The organism is Fibrobacter sp. UWB5 (genome assembly GCF_002210295.1).
Lineage (GTDB): Bacteria > Fibrobacterota > Fibrobacteria > Fibrobacterales > Fibrobacteraceae > Fibrobacter.
Map to the genome: position 1 here is coordinate 188,872 of NZ_MWQH01000005.1, position 18,027 is coordinate 206,898.

General features: G+C 50.6%; 19 protein-coding genes and 1 tRNA gene. 8 read left to right on the forward strand and 12 right to left on the reverse strand.

Annotated elements, in window-relative coordinates; translation table 11 throughout:
* Nucleotides 1-51 precede the first annotated feature (51 nt).
* Nucleotides 52-936: a phosphoribosylaminoimidazolesuccinocarboxamide synthase gene (locus B7989_RS09110; RefSeq protein WP_088628192.1), complete on the forward strand. Its 885-nt coding sequence runs from the start codon at nt 52-54 to the stop codon at nt 934-936.
* Nucleotides 937-1,187: 251 nt separating this feature from the next.
* On the opposite strand, the gene B7989_RS09115 is transcribed toward B7989_RS09110, so the two are convergent.
* The 7 genes from B7989_RS09115 to B7989_RS09145 form a co-directional block, all read right to left on the reverse strand.
* Entirely contained in the window at nt 1,188-1,874 is a 687-nt protein-coding gene (locus B7989_RS09115) for a hypothetical protein (RefSeq protein ID WP_088628193.1), read from the reverse strand.
* The gene (locus B7989_RS09120; protein WP_088628194.1) at nt 1,840-2,940 is read right to left on the reverse strand and encodes a glycosyltransferase; all 1,101 of its coding nucleotides are present in this window, start codon (nt 2,938-2,940) and stop codon (nt 1,840-1,842) included. The genes B7989_RS09115 and B7989_RS09120 overlap by 35 nt, the downstream gene beginning before the upstream one ends.
* Nucleotides 2,937-5,426: an NPCBM/NEW2 domain-containing protein gene (locus tag B7989_RS09125; protein WP_088628195.1), complete on the reverse strand. Its 2,490-nt coding sequence runs from the start codon at nt 5,424-5,426 to the stop codon at nt 2,937-2,939. The genes B7989_RS09120 and B7989_RS09125 overlap by 4 nt, the downstream gene beginning before the upstream one ends.
* Before the next feature lie 89 nt (nt 5,427-5,515).
* Nucleotides 5,516-7,174 (reverse strand): EAL domain-containing protein, encoded by a 1,659-nt coding sequence (locus B7989_RS09130; RefSeq protein ID WP_088628196.1) that lies wholly within the window; start codon nt 7,172-7,174, stop codon nt 5,516-5,518.
* Nucleotides 7,164-8,210 carry a sensor domain-containing diguanylate cyclase gene (locus B7989_RS09135; RefSeq protein WP_088628197.1) on the reverse strand — a complete coding sequence of 349 codons (1,047 nt, stop codon included), beginning with the start codon at nt 8,208-8,210 and terminating at the stop codon, nt 7,164-7,166. The genes B7989_RS09130 and B7989_RS09135 overlap by 11 nt, the downstream gene beginning before the upstream one ends.
* Nucleotides 8,143-9,042: an FIST N-terminal domain-containing protein gene (locus B7989_RS09140; protein WP_088628198.1), complete on the reverse strand. Its 900-nt coding sequence runs from the start codon at nt 9,040-9,042 to the stop codon at nt 8,143-8,145. The genes B7989_RS09135 and B7989_RS09140 overlap by 68 nt, the downstream gene beginning before the upstream one ends.
* A 116-nt stretch (nt 9,043-9,158) precedes the next feature.
* Nucleotides 9,159-9,986: an HAD family hydrolase gene (locus B7989_RS09145; protein WP_088628199.1), complete on the reverse strand. Its 828-nt coding sequence runs from the start codon at nt 9,984-9,986 to the stop codon at nt 9,159-9,161.
* A gap of 37 nt (nt 9,987-10,023) precedes the next feature.
* On the opposite strand from B7989_RS09145, the gene B7989_RS09150 reads away from it, so the two are divergent.
* On the forward strand, nt 10,024-10,983 hold the full coding sequence (locus B7989_RS09150; RefSeq protein WP_088628200.1) for a bifunctional oligoribonuclease/PAP phosphatase NrnA: 960 nt from the start codon (nt 10,024-10,026) through the stop codon (nt 10,981-10,983).
* On the opposite strand, the gene B7989_RS09155 is transcribed toward B7989_RS09150, so the two are convergent.
* Nucleotides 10,980-11,606: a LysE family translocator gene (locus B7989_RS09155; RefSeq protein WP_088628201.1), complete on the reverse strand. Its 627-nt coding sequence runs from the start codon at nt 11,604-11,606 to the stop codon at nt 10,980-10,982. The genes B7989_RS09150 and B7989_RS09155 overlap by 4 nt on opposite strands.
* A gap of 6 nt (nt 11,607-11,612) precedes the next feature.
* Nucleotides 11,613-12,101, reverse strand: a complete 489-nt coding sequence (locus tag B7989_RS09160) for a hypothetical protein (RefSeq protein ID WP_073317886.1) — start codon at nt 12,099-12,101, stop codon at nt 11,613-11,615.
* 138 nt (nt 12,102-12,239) lie between these two features.
* On the opposite strand from B7989_RS09160, the gene mraY reads away from it, so the two are divergent.
* From mraY to B7989_RS09175, 3 genes are read left to right on the forward strand one after another with little or no spacing between them, the layout of a single operon-like run.
* Entirely contained in the window at nt 12,240-13,388 is a 1,149-nt protein-coding gene (gene mraY / locus B7989_RS09165) for a phospho-N-acetylmuramoyl-pentapeptide-transferase (RefSeq protein WP_088628202.1), read from the forward strand.
* Nucleotides 13,389-13,393: 5 nt separating this feature from the next.
* Entirely contained in the window at nt 13,394-14,731 is a 1,338-nt protein-coding gene (locus B7989_RS09170; RefSeq protein ID WP_088628203.1) for a UDPGP type 1 family protein, read from the forward strand.
* Nucleotides 14,718-15,548 carry a lauroyl acyltransferase gene (locus tag B7989_RS09175; protein ID WP_088628204.1) on the forward strand — a complete coding sequence of 277 codons (831 nt, stop codon included), beginning with the start codon at nt 14,718-14,720 and terminating at the stop codon, nt 15,546-15,548. Before B7989_RS09170 ends, B7989_RS09175 begins: the two co-directional genes overlap by 14 nt.
* Here B7989_RS09175 and B7989_RS09180 read toward each other — a convergent pair.
* Nucleotides 15,545-16,378, reverse strand: coding sequence for an ABC transporter substrate-binding protein (locus B7989_RS09180; protein ID WP_088628205.1), 834 nt, complete (start codon nt 16,376-16,378; stop codon nt 15,545-15,547). The genes B7989_RS09175 and B7989_RS09180 overlap by 4 nt on opposite strands.
* A 156-nt stretch (nt 16,379-16,534) precedes the next feature.
* Between B7989_RS09180 and B7989_RS09185 the strand changes: the two genes are divergently transcribed.
* The 3 genes from B7989_RS09185 (at nt 16,535) to B7989_RS09195 (ending at nt 17,385) form a co-directional block, all read left to right on the forward strand.
* A complete protein-coding gene (locus B7989_RS09185) occupies nt 16,535-17,002 on the forward strand; it encodes a Smr/MutS family protein (protein WP_088628206.1) in 468 nt (155 codons plus the stop codon).
* 78 nt (nt 17,003-17,080) lie between these two features.
* Nucleotides 17,081-17,154: transfer RNA gene (locus tag B7989_RS09190), tRNA-Pro, on the forward strand.
* A gap of 42 nt (nt 17,155-17,196) precedes the next feature.
* Entirely contained in the window at nt 17,197-17,385 is a 189-nt protein-coding gene (locus B7989_RS09195; protein ID WP_088628207.1) for a hypothetical protein, read from the forward strand.
* 23 nt (nt 17,386-17,408) lie between these two features.
* On the opposite strand, the gene B7989_RS09200 is transcribed toward B7989_RS09195, so the two are convergent.
* Both B7989_RS09200 and B7989_RS09205 read right to left on the reverse strand, forming a co-directional pair.
* The gene (locus B7989_RS09200) at nt 17,409-17,624 is read right to left on the reverse strand and encodes a CopG family antitoxin (protein ID WP_088628208.1); all 216 of its coding nucleotides are present in this window, start codon (nt 17,622-17,624) and stop codon (nt 17,409-17,411) included.
* A complete protein-coding gene (locus tag B7989_RS09205) occupies nt 17,621-17,935 on the reverse strand; it encodes a BrnT family toxin (RefSeq protein ID WP_088628209.1) in 315 nt (104 codons plus the stop codon). Before B7989_RS09205 ends, B7989_RS09200 begins: the two co-directional genes overlap by 4 nt.
* Nucleotides 17,936-18,027: the final 92 nt, after the last annotated feature.

Here is an 18,027-nt window from a genome sequence, read left to right on the forward strand (position 1 = left end):
TGCCGACTGCATAGTGCCAACAGCCCACTATTTTCCTATATTTGGGCTACTATGAGCTTAAAATTCGAAACCCCCATTACCGAAGTTCCGCTGTTCCACCAGGGTAAAGTACGCGACATGTACGACCTGGGCGACAGCTTCCTGATGGTCGCCAGCGACCGTCTTTCCGCTTTTGACGTGGTGCTTCCCACCCCGATCCCTGGTAAGGGCAAAATCCTCAACCAGCTTTCGCTGTTCTGGTTCCAGCACCTCGGCATGAAGAACCACCTCATCACCGCCGACGTGAACGAATACCCGGCCGTGCTCAAGAAGCACGCCGACTACCTCCGCGGCCGTTCCATGATCGTGAAGAAGGCCCACCGCCATTCCGTGGAATGCATCGTGCGCGGCTACATCGTGGGTTCTGGCTGGAAGGACTACCAGAAGACCGGTAAGATTTGCGGTCACGTTCTCCCGGAAGGCCTGCAGCTCTGCCAGAAGCTCGAAAAGCCGCTCTACACGCCGAGCACCAAGCCCGACGTTGGCCACGACGAAAACATCAGCTTCGAACAGACTTTTGACATCGTTGGCGAAAAGGTTGCAACGACTCTCCGCGACATGTCTTTGGACATCTACACGAAGGCCCGCGACTACGCCGCAAGCAAGGGCATCATCCTCGCCGACACCAAGTTCGAATTCGGTGAAATCGACGGCGAAACCATCCTCATTGACGAAGTGCTCACGCCGGACTCCAGCCGCTACTGGCCGGCCGACAAGTACCAGGTGGGCAAGAACCAGGAAAGCTTCGACAAGCAGTACGTTCGCGACTGGCTGGAAACTCTCGACTGGGGCAAGACCTACCCGGGTCCGGAAATTCCGCCTGAAGTCGTGAAGAACACGCTCGCCAAGTACGAAGAAATCTTCGTGCGCCTCACCGGCAAGCAGCCGGAATTGTAGTATATAAAAACGGCGGGGTAAACCCGCCCTAATGAAAATAAAGAAGCCGGCTTAAACGCCGGCTTTTTTTGCCACACTGATTGTACAGTCGCTGACGCTCCTGTACCAAATGCTAGGCTCAGTTATAGGTCTGCAAGCAGCCCTGCAACATTCGCCTTACGCATTTGTCGAATTTCCTAACGAGAAAAAAATCAGAAAAATCGTTAGATTTTTCCAATCCGTGTGGCAACAAAACCACCTGCCGTCTGCATTTACTTTTTGATTAGCCTCAAGACTCCCTGCTTGTTGTATTCAGGCGAATCCTTCGGGAACGGGTTCTTGGCTTCGGCGCGGAGCACGTAATGCACGCCTTCGCCTAGATCGACTTCGGAGCCGGACTTGGCCGGAACGTCATCGCCGAACAAGGAATCGGCTGCCATCAACAAAGCTTCTTGCGGGTCCTCGGCACTAGCCGCGATGCACAAATCCGGCAGCACGAAAGTTGCAAGTCCGAGCGTATAAATCGTATCGCCCGCTTCCACGAAATTAATCCACGGGTCCATCGGGTATTCACCATCGCCCACTTCTTCGCGGAAACCCGCATCGGTCCAGGCGGCGCCACACTGCTGCATGTACACGCCCAGCGCACCCGCGTTAAAGACCTTCAGAATAGCCATATTCACTTGGGTCACTTCTTCGATCTTCTTGACTTCGCCGAGCAGGAACAGCAGCGACTTGTGCGCTTCAATTGCGGCGGCGGTTTCAGCCGGAACATCCTGGTGTTCCTTGAAAATATCGGCAAGGCCGGCCACACGTTCTTTGCGAATTACCTTAAACATCACGCTGCAACCAGGAATAATTGCAGACGTCGCATCGGCAGCAAGCGTCACGGTTTCGGTCAAAGCGAGCGGTTCGTTAACTTCTTTAGTGAGAGGAAAAGCGAGAATGAATTGAGGCATATACAGCATCCTTCAGCAGTTTATTATCATCTTCGGGTTTCGGCAAAGCGACGCGGGCTTTTTCACTGACAGCGGCAATCAAAGTTTCAGTCGAGAACTTGGATTCATCGATGGTCGCTGCAAAACCTTCGCGGGCAAGGTCGCGGCCCAGAATCACCTGTTCATACTGTCCGGGCGTCGGCACAAAAATACAGCGGGCACCAAGCACCGCCATATCCATCACGGTACTGTAACCACCACGCGAAACAACCCATTCCGCATTTTTCACTACCGCCGCAAACTGATTATCGGGCAAGTGCGTGAACAGGTCTAGGTTCTGTTCGTTGGAGCTCTTTACGCCAAGCGAGGGTTTCCCTAGAATAATCGCATGGCGACCGGGAATTTTCACAAGCGTCTTACGCAACAGATTTTCAAAGCGAGTTCGGGCAGGTTCCACTCCCGAAACGACCGCCACAAAGCGATAGCGCACATCCGATTTCGCCGTCAGGTTTTCGCCTTCAAAACGCGAGAGCGCCCCCACATACTTTACCGGCACCGGGCAAGTCTTCACATGCGATAGCGATCCCGCATAGCCCGGAGTTTCGGGCAAATCCGGCACCCAAACTTCGTCAAAATGCTTCATGACCGAGGCATGCCAAAGCATACCGAGCGGTTCAAATGCCGAAAGCACCTTCGGGAAAGCGATGCGGCGCTGGTGCGTCATATAAATCGATTTTGCATTCCGGCTGTAAAAACCGAATCGGTTATCCGATACCAACACATCGTAATGGTAACGCTGCACCATTTCTTCGGAAAAGCGATGTTCATAATTCATCACCGTCCGCAAGTGTACCCCGTTCTTGACAAGCCAGAGGCCCATATTGTAGCCATGCTTGGGGTAAACAATGTTGTAAGACGGTGCCAATCGCTGACGCAAGTCCGGAAAGAACTCCCGCAGCAAAGCCGCATTCGAGCGCACCACCGCAAGTTCGACCTCAGCACCTTGATTCAGGAATTCCCGAATCACGGGCACGCAACGAGTCGCATGCCCCAGCCCCCAGTCAAGTGGTGCCACTAGAACTTTCAACGAGCAGCCTCCAGCCAGGCATTCGCCCAATCACCGTGGTCAAAGTCCTTGTCATGCTTGTCGCCTTCGTCCAGGCGGAGTTCCAGCACGCGAACGCCCGTAATATCAACCGCAATCGTCTGCTTTTCGGTCGAATACATACGCTTGCTGCGGAACAGTTCGCGGTTGTCACCCATCACAATGAACGAGGCTCCATCGCCACCGACGCTTTCATCGTCAAGGCCGATAACCGCATGGAACTTGTTGTACGAACGCGGGAGCGTATACCTTAAATAAGACGGCGCATGAGACCCGATTCCATAACGGAACACTTCCTTGTCAATCGTAATCTTGCGGTGTTCCACCGTCGCATTCTTTTGCGGCTGTCCCCAGGCCTGTTCAAAGCTTTCCATCTTGAGTTCCGAAAGCAACATCACCTCGGGCGATTCCACAAAGAAATCCTTCTTGAGCGTAAGCGTGTCGGAATCCGGCATCAGGCATTCAAAGGTCACGCGGTTCATGCCCGCCATAATCTTTGACGAATCCAGCAACAGCGTATCCGAATTCAGCGAAAGCATCAATTCTTCTTGCAGCTCACCATTCAAGGAATAATTGCAAGTGATGGTTTCGGGGAATCGCTTGTTCACGACCATGGCATTGTTTTCCATGTCGCTCACAAAGAAATTCTGCAGGTAGGTCGACACGCCCTTCTTTGCTGTAATCTTGTACATCGCGAGCGGGTAACCGAACAGTTTGGGTTCAATCAACACGCGTTCGCTCTTGTAGTCCTTCAAGATTTCGTCCACCTGGTCAGTCGTCTTGAAACCCACCACGCGGGACTTGCGGTTGAGTTCGCCATAGCCGTCCTGGCCACGCACCATGTAAATGTTTCCGCCCGAAACCTGCTGCCATTTGGCGAAGGTTTCGTTATCCCAGCTCATAAAGGAACGTTCACTGAAAGAACTGTGTCCCGAAGCAAGCATCTGCCAGGGGCGAGCATAAATGAATATGGAATTCTTCGGATAGTTTTCAAGCGCCTTGTCGAGGTAGTCTTCTTCGCCCAGCAACTTGTTCTTGTAGTAGAGCATGTTGTGGCGGTAGCTATCGCCATGATAAATCATGAGGCCGACCGAGAGGGCCGTCGCGACAGCCAGAATAATCTTGCCGGCCGCCTCGGGCTTCATCTTGGTCGAAAATTCCAGTGCATCGTAAAGGCCAAGCGCCATAATCAAGGCAAACAGCGGGAGCGCCACCAGCACGTAACGCTGGTTGATATCGATCGTAAACGTACCCGACACGTTCAAAAGAATCACGAAAATCTGCAAGCAGAACGTGATCCCAAGCAAAGCGCCGCGCCAATACCTGCGGGAATAAATCAAGCGGAACAGGAGCCAAGCCGTAGCGGCTAGCAGAATAACGGTAAAGGTGGTATAGAACGGATTCTGCATGATGCCGCCAAAAGACGAATCCTGGTCCAAGTTCATCATGACTTCGATATTCGTCTTCAGGTTGAACCAGAAGTTTTCTAGCGAATGCGCCGCATGTTCGCCCCCCTGGAAATCGTAACCACGGTAAGCAGCCATGGTATTCACCGAAGGCCAGCTCACGGCTATCACGGACGCCACAAACAGCGGAAGCCTATGTGGTTTTTCAAAGAAATACTTGTAGTAGTAAAGGGCAAACGGAATAAACGCAAACACCGTTTCTTGCCTAGTCTGGGCAAAGAATCCAAGCAGAGGAACGGTCAAGAGGAAATGTTTCCAGTTCACCTTGTTTGCCGGCACGAAGGCATACCACGCCATGAGAACCGCAAGCAAGAAGATGTACAGCACTTCGGTCGAGGCGGAACGCGCCTGCAAAAGGTAAATCGGCATACCGCCCAAGAAGGCTGTTGCCGCAAGCGCCGCCCATTCGTTCTTGAACCACTTGGAAAGCGCAAAGAAGAAAAACAGCAGGCTAAGCAAATAGAACGGGAAGTTGACCAACAGGGCTGTATCGCGGTTGGGTTCCATAAAGTTGAACACCAGCGAATACACAAAACCCAGCGCCTTGCCCTTGAAGTTGTTCACTTCGGTTTTGCAATCCAACACCCCGTTTTTCCAAATGCCCTCGTTACAGACGCCACCCGTGTGGTCAAAGAACATCTGGAGACCCATGGATTCCCAGCTCGTTTCATCGCTGAGCACGCGGTGCGTGTTGCTGATGTTTCCGAACATGAATACCGAAAACACGAGCGCAATCCCCGCAAAGGCACAAATGCTCTTGCCCGAAGGCCTAAAGCTTTTCCAGCCCCGCGCGACAACAGGGAAATTGACGACAACGCCTACGACCAGCAAAATGAAGGTCGAAAGAATGGAGTAATAGCCCCAGTCAATATCCCAGCGACGGGCATACGAAACGGTTAAGTTATTGAATATAAGGAATGCGACTACCAGAACGGCAAGCGTAATTCCAATTACAACAAAATGCCTGCGGCTAACGCCCAGACGTTCAAGAATATTCTTCATGCCGAGAAATATAGAAAGAGGCTACGAGGTCTCAGGTATGAGCTCGGGGCTTTCGCCCCTTTGAGCCATAATAATCGAGCCACAGGCGCCTACACATTCACGTACTTGGCCATGAACTCGTCAACCGGCAGCGGTTTCGAGTAGTAGAACCCCTGCAGGCTCTTGACCTTGAATCGCAGCAGGAATTCACGCATTTCGGGCGTTTCGATACCTTCTGCAGTTACCGACGACGAGAAGGAATCCGCCAGTTCCGAAATAAAACGAACAGTCTTCTGGTCAGAAGTATCCTGTTCGATATTCATGACAAAGCTGCGGTCGATTTTCACCGTAGTCACCGGCAGTTCACGCAACACGCCAATAGAGCTGAAGCCGGTACCGAAGTCATCGAGCGCCACCTTGACACCCTTATTGCGCAGCCGCGTAAAGATATCTTTAAGAAGAGCCATATCCAAAAGGCGGCAACGCTCCGTAATTTCCAGGCACAGGTTCTGCGGCGGGAACGATTCCTCTTCCAGAATAGAAAGTACGCTTTCTACAAAATTCGGCTTTTCTAGCTGGGTGTACGAAAGGTTTACGTTGATTACAAAGCCCGGATACGATTCAAGGAATACTTTAGCATCCTTGATTGCAGTCCTTAGAATCCACTTACCCAGTTCCGGGAACAAATTATCTTGTTCCAAAATATCGACAAATTCTACCGGAGGTACAACGCCGTACTCCTCGTTTTTCCAACGGATCAAAGCCTCGGCGCCAATAATCTTTTCGGTGTTGGCATCCACAATCGGCTGGTAGCACAAGTAGAACCCATCGCAATGATTCACGATGCTATTGCGAATCACATTGATACGCTCGATGGCGAAACGCTTGTCGTCGTTTACGTCGTTCTTAAGAATATACAAATCACCCAAGTGATTATTCTTGGATTCGTAATAGGCAAAGCGCAGGCAAGAATAAACGGTTTCTACGCTGACATCAAATTTTTCGAGGTTGATGGCTCCTGCGACAAACGAAAGAACCACGCGGGTTCCATCCACATTAAAATCATGAAGGGAATTGTACTGGATACGTTTGTACAGGTTTTTCAGGTCTTCAACAGAGGCTTTCTGGCAGACAATAGCAAACTTGGTTCCATCCATCCGGTACCAGTCGCCTATGCCATGGGCTTCGACCTTGATCATCTTTGAAAATTCCTGGAGCACGCGGTTTCCGAACGTGTAGCCGTAAATTTCATTCAGACGAGAAAAATCATTAATGCCCAAAATCATCACCTGCAGGCTTTCACCACGCCAACTCGTCGACTGCAGGTCTTCCAAAAAACCATAAAGGCTTCTCATGTTGGAAACATCGTCATAATAGCTTAGGGTGTCATTGTTCTTGATCATCCCGCCGAAATAGTCCGGGTTTCCATGTTCGTCACGGAGCAATACCCCACGACAGGTGCAAACAATGTAGCGGCCATCTTTTGTCAACACGCGATACTGAAGATTATGTTCATTCGTCTGGCCGCTCATGACCTTGTCAATATTTTCTTTATAGGCGGCGCGATCATCCGGGTGGATTTTTTCCATCCAGGCATAAGCTACCCCCTGCATATATTCGTCAGGTAAGCCAAAATAGTGAACAGCCTCTTTAGACCAGCGGGTCCAATCCGTCCTCATATCGGTGACATAGGTGTATGCACCATTCGCAAGTACCGAAAAAGCCTCATACAAGGAATCAATTTTCGCTTTGACAACGCTATCCATCATTTTCTCCTTCTGATACCACAATGCAGTTCTTGCCGTTATTCTTGGCTTTGTAAAGAGCCTTGTCGACACGAACGAATGCAGTATCAGCACTTTCGCCCTTCCGAAGTTCGGTTACACCGGCACTCACGGAACGACGTCCAGCTTTTTTAAATGTAATATCATTGAACGCGACACGCACCCTATCAGCAAAATCTATAGCCGTTTTTAACGAGGAATCCTGCAAAAGCACCATGAATTCTTCGCCTCCCCAACGGCCAATGGGAGATTTTACATTCAGAATCACAGGAACAGGCTGTAAAGAGTCTCCACCATGAAGTTCGTATTCCTTTGCACACATCCCCCCAAAATCAGTCATATTAAAGCCAGCCGCATCGACCCCGGATACTCCGGTTTCATCGGCAACTCTTCTCAAAAGACGGCCGATTTCTTGAATAACGTTATCACCTTCCTTGTGGCCCCAGGCATCGTTAATTTGTTTAAAATTATCGATATCGAACATTACAAGACAGCCAGGTCGCCCCGCCGTCACGCACTGGGTAATTCGGCGTTGAATTTCGCCACGGTTAAACACCTCCGCCAAGGAATCCGTAATAGAGGTCAACTGCAGTTTTGCGTAAGTTTCGGCTTGCTCCTGTGCCGCCACATCGATAAAAGTAGCCAGACGGTTAATCATGGAAACCTTGCCCGAGAACGCCTCCTCGGGCATTTCGAAATCATAACGTTCCCCGCCCTTGCCTTCGCGCATTCCTGCAATCACAAGGGTCGCATTGTGCTGATTCACGCAACAGCCTGTACGCAAAAATTCGCTAGAAGAATAAAAACCCGAAGTAGACGCAATGCTCTGCAGCGGGAGCGTTTCACTACTGATTTCTTCTTTGCCCCAAAAGATTCGACGTACTACACAAGAAAACGCCTTGATTATTTCAGGGCTAAACACCCCTATATTACGGCCGTCATTTCGGACACTTTCAAGAATGGTCCACGGGTCGCCATAAGCAAGGCGCACCTTCACGCCTTCTTCGATATCCGACGACATGACTTACGGAACCATCTTCGTTACAGGCTACCGGAGCACGCATGATGTCAATTCCATTGCGCTTGTAGAACAACGGGAATTCCAGCGTGTTGTAAATGAAGTGTTCGTCATTCTGGATATTCAAATAGCGGTGATAGATTTCATAAGCGGGCTCGCCATTCAGTTCATACAGCACCGGCCCCTTCGCTTTTGTCACCACAAATTCACGGCCAAGGGGTTTCCAGCCAATCACATGGGTGGTATGGACAAAGAAGTCTTCACCCCCCATCAAAAGGACTAGGACTCCCTTACCTGAATACCCGCCCACATTCGAAAAAATGCATGTTTCCGTACTTGTCAAGTTCGGATTAATGGCACCACCGCCAAAAATCGCAATCGAGGGGTCCACATCCTTGAACGCATCGCAAAACGGTGTCATAGAAACACCAAGAGTCGTCAGCTGCAGTTCAACCGCCTTCACCCACGGATTCGCCTTGATTTCTTCTTTAATACTGCCAACCACATCAACGGCATTGTCCGCATCCATCGTATACTGCAACAATTTTAGCTGAGTCGTAGGGTATTCAAAAATCGTACAGACAACAGAAATTTCGGCATTGGAAATTCGCCCATCGATGATATTGCCACCTGTCGAGCAGCCCATGTAAATGGAATTCGGGAAATTCTGCGAAATAACGTCGCAGACTAGGTCAATTTGCCCCTTATCCATGGAATTGGAATAAATCTGGAATACCACATGAGAAAACACTCTTGACTTGCACCAAAGGCTAATCTTGTCAAGGTCGCGTTTCAACGTAGTGATGCTATGGTAATCAAACTGGAATTGTTTCATGCCCCTGCGATATCCCTATATTATATATCTATATAGAAGATACAACAAAGATTACCATTTTGTTCAAAAAAAGTTACCTTGTATATTCCAAATTGGAATATTTGTGATAAAAGTGACTAAATCACGAATTTTTGGATAATTTCGGCAATTCCGCCGTGGTTATTGTCCGCTTTTGTGACATAGTCGGCCACCGATTTTGCCACATCGGAGGCGTTCGCCATGGCAATTCCTACACCTGCGGCCTCGATCATGGGGCAGTCGTTTTCTTCGTCGCCCACGGCGATGGTATCCGAAAGCGGGACCTTGTAAAAATCGGCCATAAAACGCACCGCATCGCCCTTGTTGGACTGCATGTGCGAAAATTCGAGCATTTCGGGCTTGCTGAACACGTCAAAGAGCTTGCCCGCCGTGCTCTTGCGCATTTCGGCGCGAAAATCGAGCAGGCTATCGTGATTAAACGGCGTAATGATATTCACCTTGATGGGAGGCTTTACCACCACATTGATAAAATCACCGTAGTAGTCGCGAATATCCTTGACAACCACGTAGTCCATCTTCATCAGCCGGCAATATGTCTTGAGTTGTTCCGTCTCATATTCCGAAACTACCAGGTCGCCCGAGTACGTGTGCGCGTGCATGCCCGCCTTGTGGGCCGCATCCATAATGAATTTGACCGATTCTACCGGAATGTAACGCGTCAGAATGGACTGTTCGGTGGCGTAATCGTAAATAAGCCCGCCGTTGAAACTCACCAAGAAAAAGCCCGGCTTGTCGAAGCCGTACTTTTGCGCCAGCTGCTTTGCGCTGGTCAGCGGACGCCCGGTGCAGAGCACCAACTTGTGCCCGCGGGCAAGCATTCCCTCGATAGCCTTCATGTCTACATCGAGAATGGTCTTGTCGTCGGTCAGGAGCGTACCGTCAAGGTCGGTGAAAAGGAGCTTCATAGTTCGAAATATAGAAATGTTTGCTATATTCCCAACTATGAGAATTGATGAATTTTTAAGTGAAGCGAAGACGGTGGCCATTTTCGGGCACGTGCGCCCGGACGGCGATTGCGTGGGTTCTACCACAGGCATTTACAACTACATCAAGGACAACTACCCCACCATTCAGGCAGACTTGTTTCTTGAAAACTTTCCCGACAGCTACAAGATTCTGCGTGGGGCAAACGACGCCCGCTCTGCCTGGACTGCCGAATGCAACGGCGGCAAGCCCTACGACCTTGCCTTCTTGATGGATACGCCGAGTTTTGAACGCGTGGGCGCGAACGGCGCCGAATGCATCAAGTCAGCCAAGAAAACCATCAACATCGACCACCATATTAGCAACCCGCTGAACCTTTGCACCCTGAACCTGGTAGAGCCCGAAGCAAGCTCCGCCAGCGAGGTTCTATACGTAAACCTCGACAAGGCTAAAATCAGCCGCGACACAGCCAGTTCCCTGTACCTGGGAATCGTGCACGACACCGGTGCCTTCAAGTACAGTTGCACCGGCAAGCGCACCATGCAGGTGGTGGGTGACTTGATTGAAGCTGGCGTCGACTTCGCAAAAATCGTGAACGAGACTTACTACACCCGCACCTACAAGCAGACGCACATTACGGGCTATGCCATGCAGCAGTGCAAGCTTGGTTTAGGCGGCAAGGTCGTCTACAGCTACATTACGCCCGAAGACATGGAACGTTTCGGTGTCACGCCCGTGGAACTTTCCACCGTCATTGACACCATCCGCGAAGTCGGCGGCACCGAAGTGGCCTTGCTTTTGTACCCCGTAAACGGGAAGTACAAAATCAGCCTCCGCAGCAACTACTTTGTAGACGTAAACGCTATCGCAAAAGAATTCGGCGGAGGCGGCCACACCCGAGCCGCCGGCGGCGACACAAGCGATGCGCCTGAAGTCGCGATTGAAAAAATCCTGAAGCTGATTGAAAAACAGCTTTAAACCAAGAACAGCGCCACAGCCAAGAGCACGAACACACAGCCGCTGAACCAGTTGAGGTTGCGGTTCGCCTTCGGGCTATTCAGCAGGAACTTCTTGACGGCGCCAGCCAACAGGGCAACCGAACCGAACACGATCATGGTCGCCACAATGAATTCTGCGCCAAAGATAGCGGTCTGCAAGCTCGGGTGAATCGGGCGGTCCAGGCGCACGGCCGGTGGTATAAACGAAAGCATGAACAGAATCACCTTCGGATTCGAAAGGTTCATGATGATGCCGCGAAGGTAAAGCTTGCGGGCAGAAGGATGGCCGACATCGCTGGGCTTATGATTTTCATCATCTATAGCCACGTTTCCGGCGCGAACTTGAAAACTCCGGTACGCCAAATACAGCAGGTACGCCGCGCCGAGACATTGCATCACAAAGAACGCCTTCGGACTTGCGGCAACAAGCGCCGAAACCCCCGCGACCAGCAGCCCCGTCTGCACCATGATTCCCGTGCAAAGCCCCAAAATCACGCAAAAACCGGCTCGGGCGCCGTGGGCAGCACTTTGGGCAAGTACGAATAAATTATCTGGCCCGGGGGCAATCCCCACGACAAGCGCTGCGATGAAAAATTCAAGCATAGGGAACTACAGCTTATCCAAGAAGCTGTCGACATCGAGTTCGTCGAGGTCTTTTTGCAAATCGGCAAGAACATCGTCCGAAATAACCGCCGGTTGCACCTTTTCAGCATCGTTAGACGCCATGGCGCCAGCGATTTTTTCGGCCACATTTTCAAATTCCGAAGGTGCAGACCCTTCGCGCGGGCTTGGCAAGTTTTCGCCCTTTTCAGTACGTTCTTCGGCCAAGGCTTCGGAGGCATCCACCATCTTCTTGAGGGCTTCGGCGACAGCCCCCATGGCACCGCCGTTGCTGACAACGGCGTCGATTGCGCGGCTGAGTTTCTTGCGGAGTCCGGCAAATTCGTCGCGATCCAATTCTGCGACCTCGCCATGATAATACATCAAGGGAGTCTTGCAGCGGGCGCAGCAAAACACCATCATGTTGGCGCCATCACCTTGAATCTGGGCGTCGAAAGATGTACCGCAATGGGGGCAGTCGATATGGAATTCGCTCATGTTCCCTAATTTAGAAAATGCGGGCGCATTCGTGTACCTGGCTAAAGCCAAAAAACAAACAAAAAATTATTTTTTAAGAGAAAAGTTTAACAACCAACCAACAATTCCGAATTCTGAATTCCGAATTACGATTTTTATATGCTTTGTCAGTGGCTTTATCATTTAACCAGTATTGATCTTTTCGACGGCCGTCTGTTCCGCGCAGGTACCGCCGCCATGCTCTCTATCATCTTAGTCATGTGCCTTATGCCGGTCTATATTCGCAAACTCCAGAGCCTCGATGCGACCTCGGACTTCGATAAAGACGGCAAATCCAAGTCTCCCCCTATTATGGGCGGACTTCTTCTGGTGATTGTGGTAGAAATCGTCTCGCTCCTGGTATGCAAGATGAACGGCTATACCATTTCGACCCTGATTGTGCTTGCGGCTTTTTCTGCCGTGGGTGCCATCGACGACATCGCCAAGGTCAAGGCCAAGCGTCTGATCAAGCTCGGCAAGCTTAAGGCCGCCGACTACATGGACAAGGCCGACGGTATTTCGAGCAGCCTTAGACTTTTCCTCTACTTCTTGTTTAGCCTGGTCGTTGCCATTTTCTGCTACAAGTTCATCCCCGAACTCAAGGGCGACCTCACCATCCCCTTCTGCCCCATCGACGTGTTCCAGATTCATTTGCCCAACTGGATTTTCGTAGGCTTCATGACTTTTGTGATTGCAGCCTCTGCCAACGGCACCAACTTTACCGACGGTCTCGACAGCCTTGTTTCTGTACCGATTCTTTCAAGCATGATTTTCGTTGGACTCGTGGCCTACGTGAGCGGCAACTTTATCTTTAGCCAGTACCTGAGTGTTCCGTACCTGCCCGGCTGCGACGAACTATTCCCGCTTGCGATGTCGATTGCAGGCGCACTCCTCGCCTACTTGTGGTTCAACAGCCCTCCAGCCGAAATCTACATGGGCGACGCCGGTTCCGTGGGCTTTGGAGCCGCAATTGGTATTATGTTCATTCTGGTGCAGGCGGGTCTTTTCCTCCCCATCGTTTGCATCATCATCATTGCCGAAGCATGCTCCGTGTTGCTCCAGATTAGCTGGTTCAAGTTCACCAAGAAAACCACCGGCGAAGGCAAGCGCATCTTCCTTTGCGCACCGCTCCACCACCACTACCAAAAGAAGTGGGAAGGCCGTTTCCCGAGCAAGCCGCTCATGAATTCCAAAATCGTGTGGCGCATGCACCTGATTAGCATCTTCGCGCTCATCGTGAGCATGGTGATTTTCTTCGGCATTAGGTAGAATATATGGACATCATCGAAACTTTGAATGCGGCGGGTCAGCAAGAGCTGATTGCCAAGCTTGAATCTTTGAGCGGGGATGCCCGCAAGAATCTGGAACGCGACATCGCCACCCAGGACTGGGAAGAACTCAAGGCTCTTTACACCGAAAAATCGAACGCCTCGCTCGATGACAACGTTTCGGGCGAATTGAAGCCGATGCCGTTCAAGATTGCAACGGACGACTTGCGTTACGACTTCTGGAAAGAAACCGGCGAAATCTTGTTGGGAAAGGGCCAGGTCGCCGCATTTCTGGTCGCTGGCGGTCAAGGTTCCCGCCTCGGTTTCGATGGTCCGAAGGGCATGTTCGATATCGGACTCCCGAGCCACAAGAGTTTGTTCCAGCTGCAGGCAGAACGCTTGCAGAACTTGGCCGCCCAAGTAGGCCATGCGATTCCGTGGTGCATCATGACGAGCCCGCTGAACCACGAAGCGACTGTCAACTTCTTTACCGAGCACAACTTTTTCGGTTACGCCCGAGAAAACATCCGTTTCTTTGATCAAGGTACGATTTGTGCGCTCGACCCGAACGGAAAGGCCGTCGTTGACGAAAACAACCGTCTGGCCCTTGTGCCCGATGGCAACGGCGGGTGCTTTAGGGCACTCGCCCAGAGCGGTACTCTCGCCTGGTTGATTGAAAAAGGAGTTCGCTACGTATTCCTTTACAGCGTCGACAACGCGCTTTGCCGCATTTGCGATCCGGCTTTTGTCGGAGCCCTTGCAAGCGAAGGCCGCAGCATGTCGGCATCCAAGGTGGTGCACAAGGCCGGCCCGAACGAAAAAGTGGGCATTTTCGCCTTGCAGAACAACAAGCCTGGCGTGGTCGAATACAGCGACTTGCCCGAAAACTACCGCGACATGACGAATGCCGACGGAAGCCTGACCTTTGACGGCGGAAACATCGCCATTCACTTGTTCAAAACCGAGGGACTCCGCAAGCTGCAGACGAGCAAGCTCCCGTGGCACACGGCCCGCAAGACCGTTTGCGGTATCGAAAAGTGCTGGAAGTTCGAACAGTTCCTGTTCGATGCATTCCCGCAGCTGGGCACGATGATGCCGTTTGGCGTGGTGCGCGAAGAAGAATTCAGCCCGGTGAAAAATGCCGAAGGAAACGACAGCCCGAAAACCGCCCGCGAAATGATCGGCAGACTCCACCGCGAATGGCTGCGCAAGGCTCATGTCGAAGTGAAGCCAGGCAAGCTTTACGAAGTGTCGCCCACGCTGAGCTACGCCGGCGAAGGACTTAGCCGCCGCGTGTTCGAACGTGAACTCGGAAGAAATATTCTGGAATTTGACGAAGAGTAAGACATACAAGATTCTGCTGAATGTTTTATTGCGAGTGCCGGATGTTTTCTATTCGGCACTTTTTGCAGTCGCCTTCCCCATCTACAAGGCGCTCCACACCAAGCGAGCCTACGGGCGCACGGTAAGGCACCTCGAAAATGCGAAGGCCTATTTAAAAACGACCGTAAGCGCACGCGACATGTTCAAGGGAATCTTCTGGAACGCGCTCGATTCCTACCGCGGACTTGCACGCTTTAAAAGCGTCGAAAGCCGAATCGTCTACGAGAACGAAGAAATCATCCGCGAGGCGGTAAAGCTCGGTCCCGTTGCCGGCATCAGCATTCACCAGGGTGCATTCGAGCTTTTGCACCGCGCCCTTTGCCGCTACAGCGAGCACGTGCACCTGATCACTGATTCTGTCGGCAACGACGCATTCCGCGAGGTACTCAAAGAACTCCGCAGCGACCCGCACCTGACCGAATACCACCCCGAAGAAACCGGCAAGCTGATCCGCGACCTGTTCAAGACAAAGGGAATTCTCGCCATGGTTTTTGACCAAGGAAAGAATACCAAAGGCAACGAAGTCCAACTTTTCGGGCAAGCGAGCACGCTCTACTTGCGCCTCCCGCAAAAAGTGAACCAGATGGGAGCATCCGTCGTCACGTTCCGCACGTGGACCAACACAAGGCGTCAAATCGTTATCCGTTTCGAAAGCGCCTATCCGCCAAAAACCGAGCCCGAAATGTTCGTCAAAGACATTGCAAAGGAAACGGAGACGTGGATATCAGAACACCCTGAACAGTGGAGCTGGAATTACCACGGGAACTTTAGGGTTTAGCCACCCAGCAGCGAATCCTTGATGCGTTGGAAAGTCGATTCTTCTTCGCCACTACGCACCATAACCACAATTTTAGACGTGGCGTAGTGATCCGTGAAGTTGATAATCTGACTGCGTTCTTCGGTCACCGAGAAAGCGGCTAGTCCGAGGTCAGCGCCGCCGGCACGAACAGAATCAATAATATCATCAAAATCCATATCAATGATTTCGAGGTTGCGCCCTAGGTAATTGGCCACATAGCGGGCAATTTCAATATCGATACCCACGATTCCGCGTTTTTTGCAACGGAATTCAAACGGCGGGAATTCAGCATTGGTCGCTACCCTGAGAACAGGGCCGACAGCGGAATCTTGGGAAACATGGTATTTGGTCTGCCCCCCGATATAATTGTCGAAAATGGAATCGTAAACGCCCATGGCGCGCATCTGGATTAAAGCAATATTCACAGAATCCAACAGGCCCATATTTTCTTTTGCAACAATGCCTGCATACGATTCTTCTTTGAAGGTTTCGTTCAAGATTCGCAGCGAGGGATTTTTGCGGGCAAAAACCTTGGCAGGAGCATCGTCTGTAAGCACGGCGTCGATTTTGCCTTCAAGCAGGGCATCTACCGCCTGAGCGAGCGTTTCAAACTTTTCTGCCTGGAGTCGAGTAGAATCCGTACCGTAATCGGCGGCGTATATTTCGGCGGTAGTGCCCTTGATTACCCCGACCTTCTTGTTACTGAGATCGTTAATCGAGAAAACCTCGTTTTTGGGAATATCAGTCTTAGTACAGCCCGTAAAGGCTATAAACGCAAAAAGCGCTGATAAGACCCACAAACGACGCATTGTTACGAAAACCTCAACTTTTTATTACAATATAAGAAAAATGGGTTCGATTTCAATGCAAAAAATTGTAATAATTATGGATTAGACGGCAAAAATGGATTCAAAAACAGCAATTTCAGCAAAAAAATCTATTTTTTACCGCAAAAAGAGAGAATCATGGCGCTAAACGAAGAAGAAGAATTCCAGCTGCAGTGGATAAACAACCACCATATGGAAGACAAGGACGCTCAAATGCAGAAGGTGGCCGAAGCGGCCGCCGTACGCCCGACACGCGCCCCGCGTGGGCGTAAAATGCGCCGCAACCCCAGCGCCTGGGAATTGCCCGTGCCCGAAGACGAAATTGACCTGCACGGCATGACCTCGGACGAGGCTGCAGAAACCGTGGAGCGGCGCATCGATGACCTAATGATCGCTGGCCTCAAGATCCTCAGGGTCATCCACGGCGGCGGGAACCCCAGCTACGGCAACGTGAAGCGCATTATCGACCGCAAGGTGCGTTCCGAATGGAGCAACCGTATCCAGCTGTACAAAGTCGAGCCCGACAACGCCGGATCGAGCATCATGATCCTCGGAAAACCGCGCCCCGCCCCGACAAAAACCACCAGAAAGCCCGCCAAGAAATAAAAATTTGATTTTTTTCATTTTTTTGGACCTTTCCCCTTTAAATTCTTTCCATTTTTTTCTATTATTGGACCACCGAACCGGAATATAGCTCAGCCTGGTAGAGCGCTTGCTTCGGGAGCAAGAGGTCGTGAGTTCGAATCTCGCTATTCCGATAAGACAAAAAGACACCTTCTAGGGTGTCTTTTTTGTCTTATATGGATTTGGCGGGATTGAGAACGAGCGACGAAGTCGTGAGTTCGAAAAGCGAGCGAGGCGAGCGTCGCGACAGACCGCTCGCGGGCTGTCATGACCGAGCCGATGCCGCGGACGCCGAAGGCGTCAATCTCGCCAAGTCCGATTTTGGCGAAGCCAAAACCCGGAGGGCAAAAGTTGAAACGAAGTGAAACTTTTGTCTAATCTCGCGCCCCTACTCCCAACTCATGTTCAGTTTGCGTTTTGTATTTGCACAATCCGTCAAATACGAATCTATCAACACCTGATACGGAATACCGAGTTCAGTAGCCATTTTTTTGAAATAGTCAATTGTTTCAGAATTCAACCTTATTGTTATTTGTTTTTTCAGGAACTTTGCATAAGGATTCTTCTTGGCCTTCATTTTTGAAAAATCATATTCCTTCTTCATAAGCAATCTCCTTTTCTTGCGTTCCAATAATATTGAAATTCCTTTCTAGTCGCTTTTCGGGCACTGATGATGCGATTTATCAACTGTTCGGAAACAATCCCGCTTCGTTCTGTAAATACAACAACCAAAGTCCTCAATTGATTTGACAAACCGACAAGAATTGATCTTTCTTCTTGCGCAGAATGTTCGGCGTCAAAGAAAACTCTTGCATGGTCATCTTCAAAACAAGTTTTAGCCTCCTCAAATGAAATACCATGTTTCTTTTGATTTGATGCATTTTTCTTGTCGTCCCAGACGAATTCTACTTGCATATAGATTTCCTCTGGATAATTATAATATAATTATAAAAATGAAAATAAGCAACACCTTTTTTTGCCATTTATAGCCTTTAAGCGTTTCATCA

Excerpts from the sequence above, each read along its gene's own strand:
- B7989_RS09200 (WP_088628208.1), bottom strand. The coding sequence starts at position 17,624 with ATGAAGAAGGAATATGATTTTTCAAAAATGAAGGCCAAGAAGAATCCT.
- B7989_RS09135 (WP_088628197.1), bottom strand. The coding sequence starts at position 8,210 with ATGTCGTCGGATATCGAAGAAGGCGTGAAGGTGCGCCTTGCTTATGGC.
- B7989_RS09160 (WP_073317886.1), bottom strand. The coding sequence starts at position 12,101 with ATGAGCGAATTCCATATCGACTGCCCCCATTGCGGTACATCTTTCGAC.
- B7989_RS09130 (WP_088628196.1), bottom strand. The coding sequence starts at position 7,174 with ATGATGGATAGCGTTGTCAAAGCGAAAATTGATTCCTTGTATGAGGCT.
- B7989_RS09115 (WP_088628193.1), bottom strand. The coding sequence starts at position 1,874 with ATGCCTCAATTCATTCTCGCTTTTCCTCTCACTAAAGAAGTTAACGAA.
- B7989_RS09150 (WP_088628200.1), top strand. The coding sequence starts at position 10,024 with ATGAGAATTGATGAATTTTTAAGTGAAGCGAAGACGGTGGCCATTTTC.
- B7989_RS09155 (WP_088628201.1), bottom strand. The coding sequence starts at position 11,606 with ATGCTTGAATTTTTCATCGCAGCGCTTGTCGTGGGGATTGCCCCCGGG.
- mraY (WP_088628202.1), top strand. The coding sequence starts at position 12,240 with ATGCTTTGTCAGTGGCTTTATCATTTAACCAGTATTGATCTTTTCGAC.
- B7989_RS09205 (WP_088628209.1), bottom strand. The coding sequence starts at position 17,935 with ATGCAAGTAGAATTCGTCTGGGACGACAAGAAAAATGCATCAAATCAA.
- B7989_RS09170 (WP_088628203.1), top strand. The coding sequence starts at position 13,394 with ATGGACATCATCGAAACTTTGAATGCGGCGGGTCAGCAAGAGCTGATT.
- B7989_RS09195 (WP_088628207.1), top strand. The coding sequence starts at position 17,197 with ATGGATTTGGCGGGATTGAGAACGAGCGACGAAGTCGTGAGTTCGAAA.
- B7989_RS09185 (WP_088628206.1), top strand. The coding sequence starts at position 16,535 with ATGGCGCTAAACGAAGAAGAAGAATTCCAGCTGCAGTGGATAAACAAC.
- B7989_RS09140 (WP_088628198.1), bottom strand. The coding sequence starts at position 9,042 with ATGAAACAATTCCAGTTTGATTACCATAGCATCACTACGTTGAAACGC.
- B7989_RS09110 (WP_088628192.1), top strand. The coding sequence starts at position 52 with ATGAGCTTAAAATTCGAAACCCCCATTACCGAAGTTCCGCTGTTCCAC.
- B7989_RS09180 (WP_088628205.1), bottom strand. The coding sequence starts at position 16,378 with ATGCGTCGTTTGTGGGTCTTATCAGCGCTTTTTGCGTTTATAGCCTTT.
- B7989_RS09125 (WP_088628195.1), bottom strand. The coding sequence starts at position 5,426 with ATGAAGAATATTCTTGAACGTCTGGGCGTTAGCCGCAGGCATTTTGTT.
- B7989_RS09145 (WP_088628199.1), bottom strand. The coding sequence starts at position 9,986 with ATGAAGCTCCTTTTCACCGACCTTGACGGTACGCTCCTGACCGACGAC.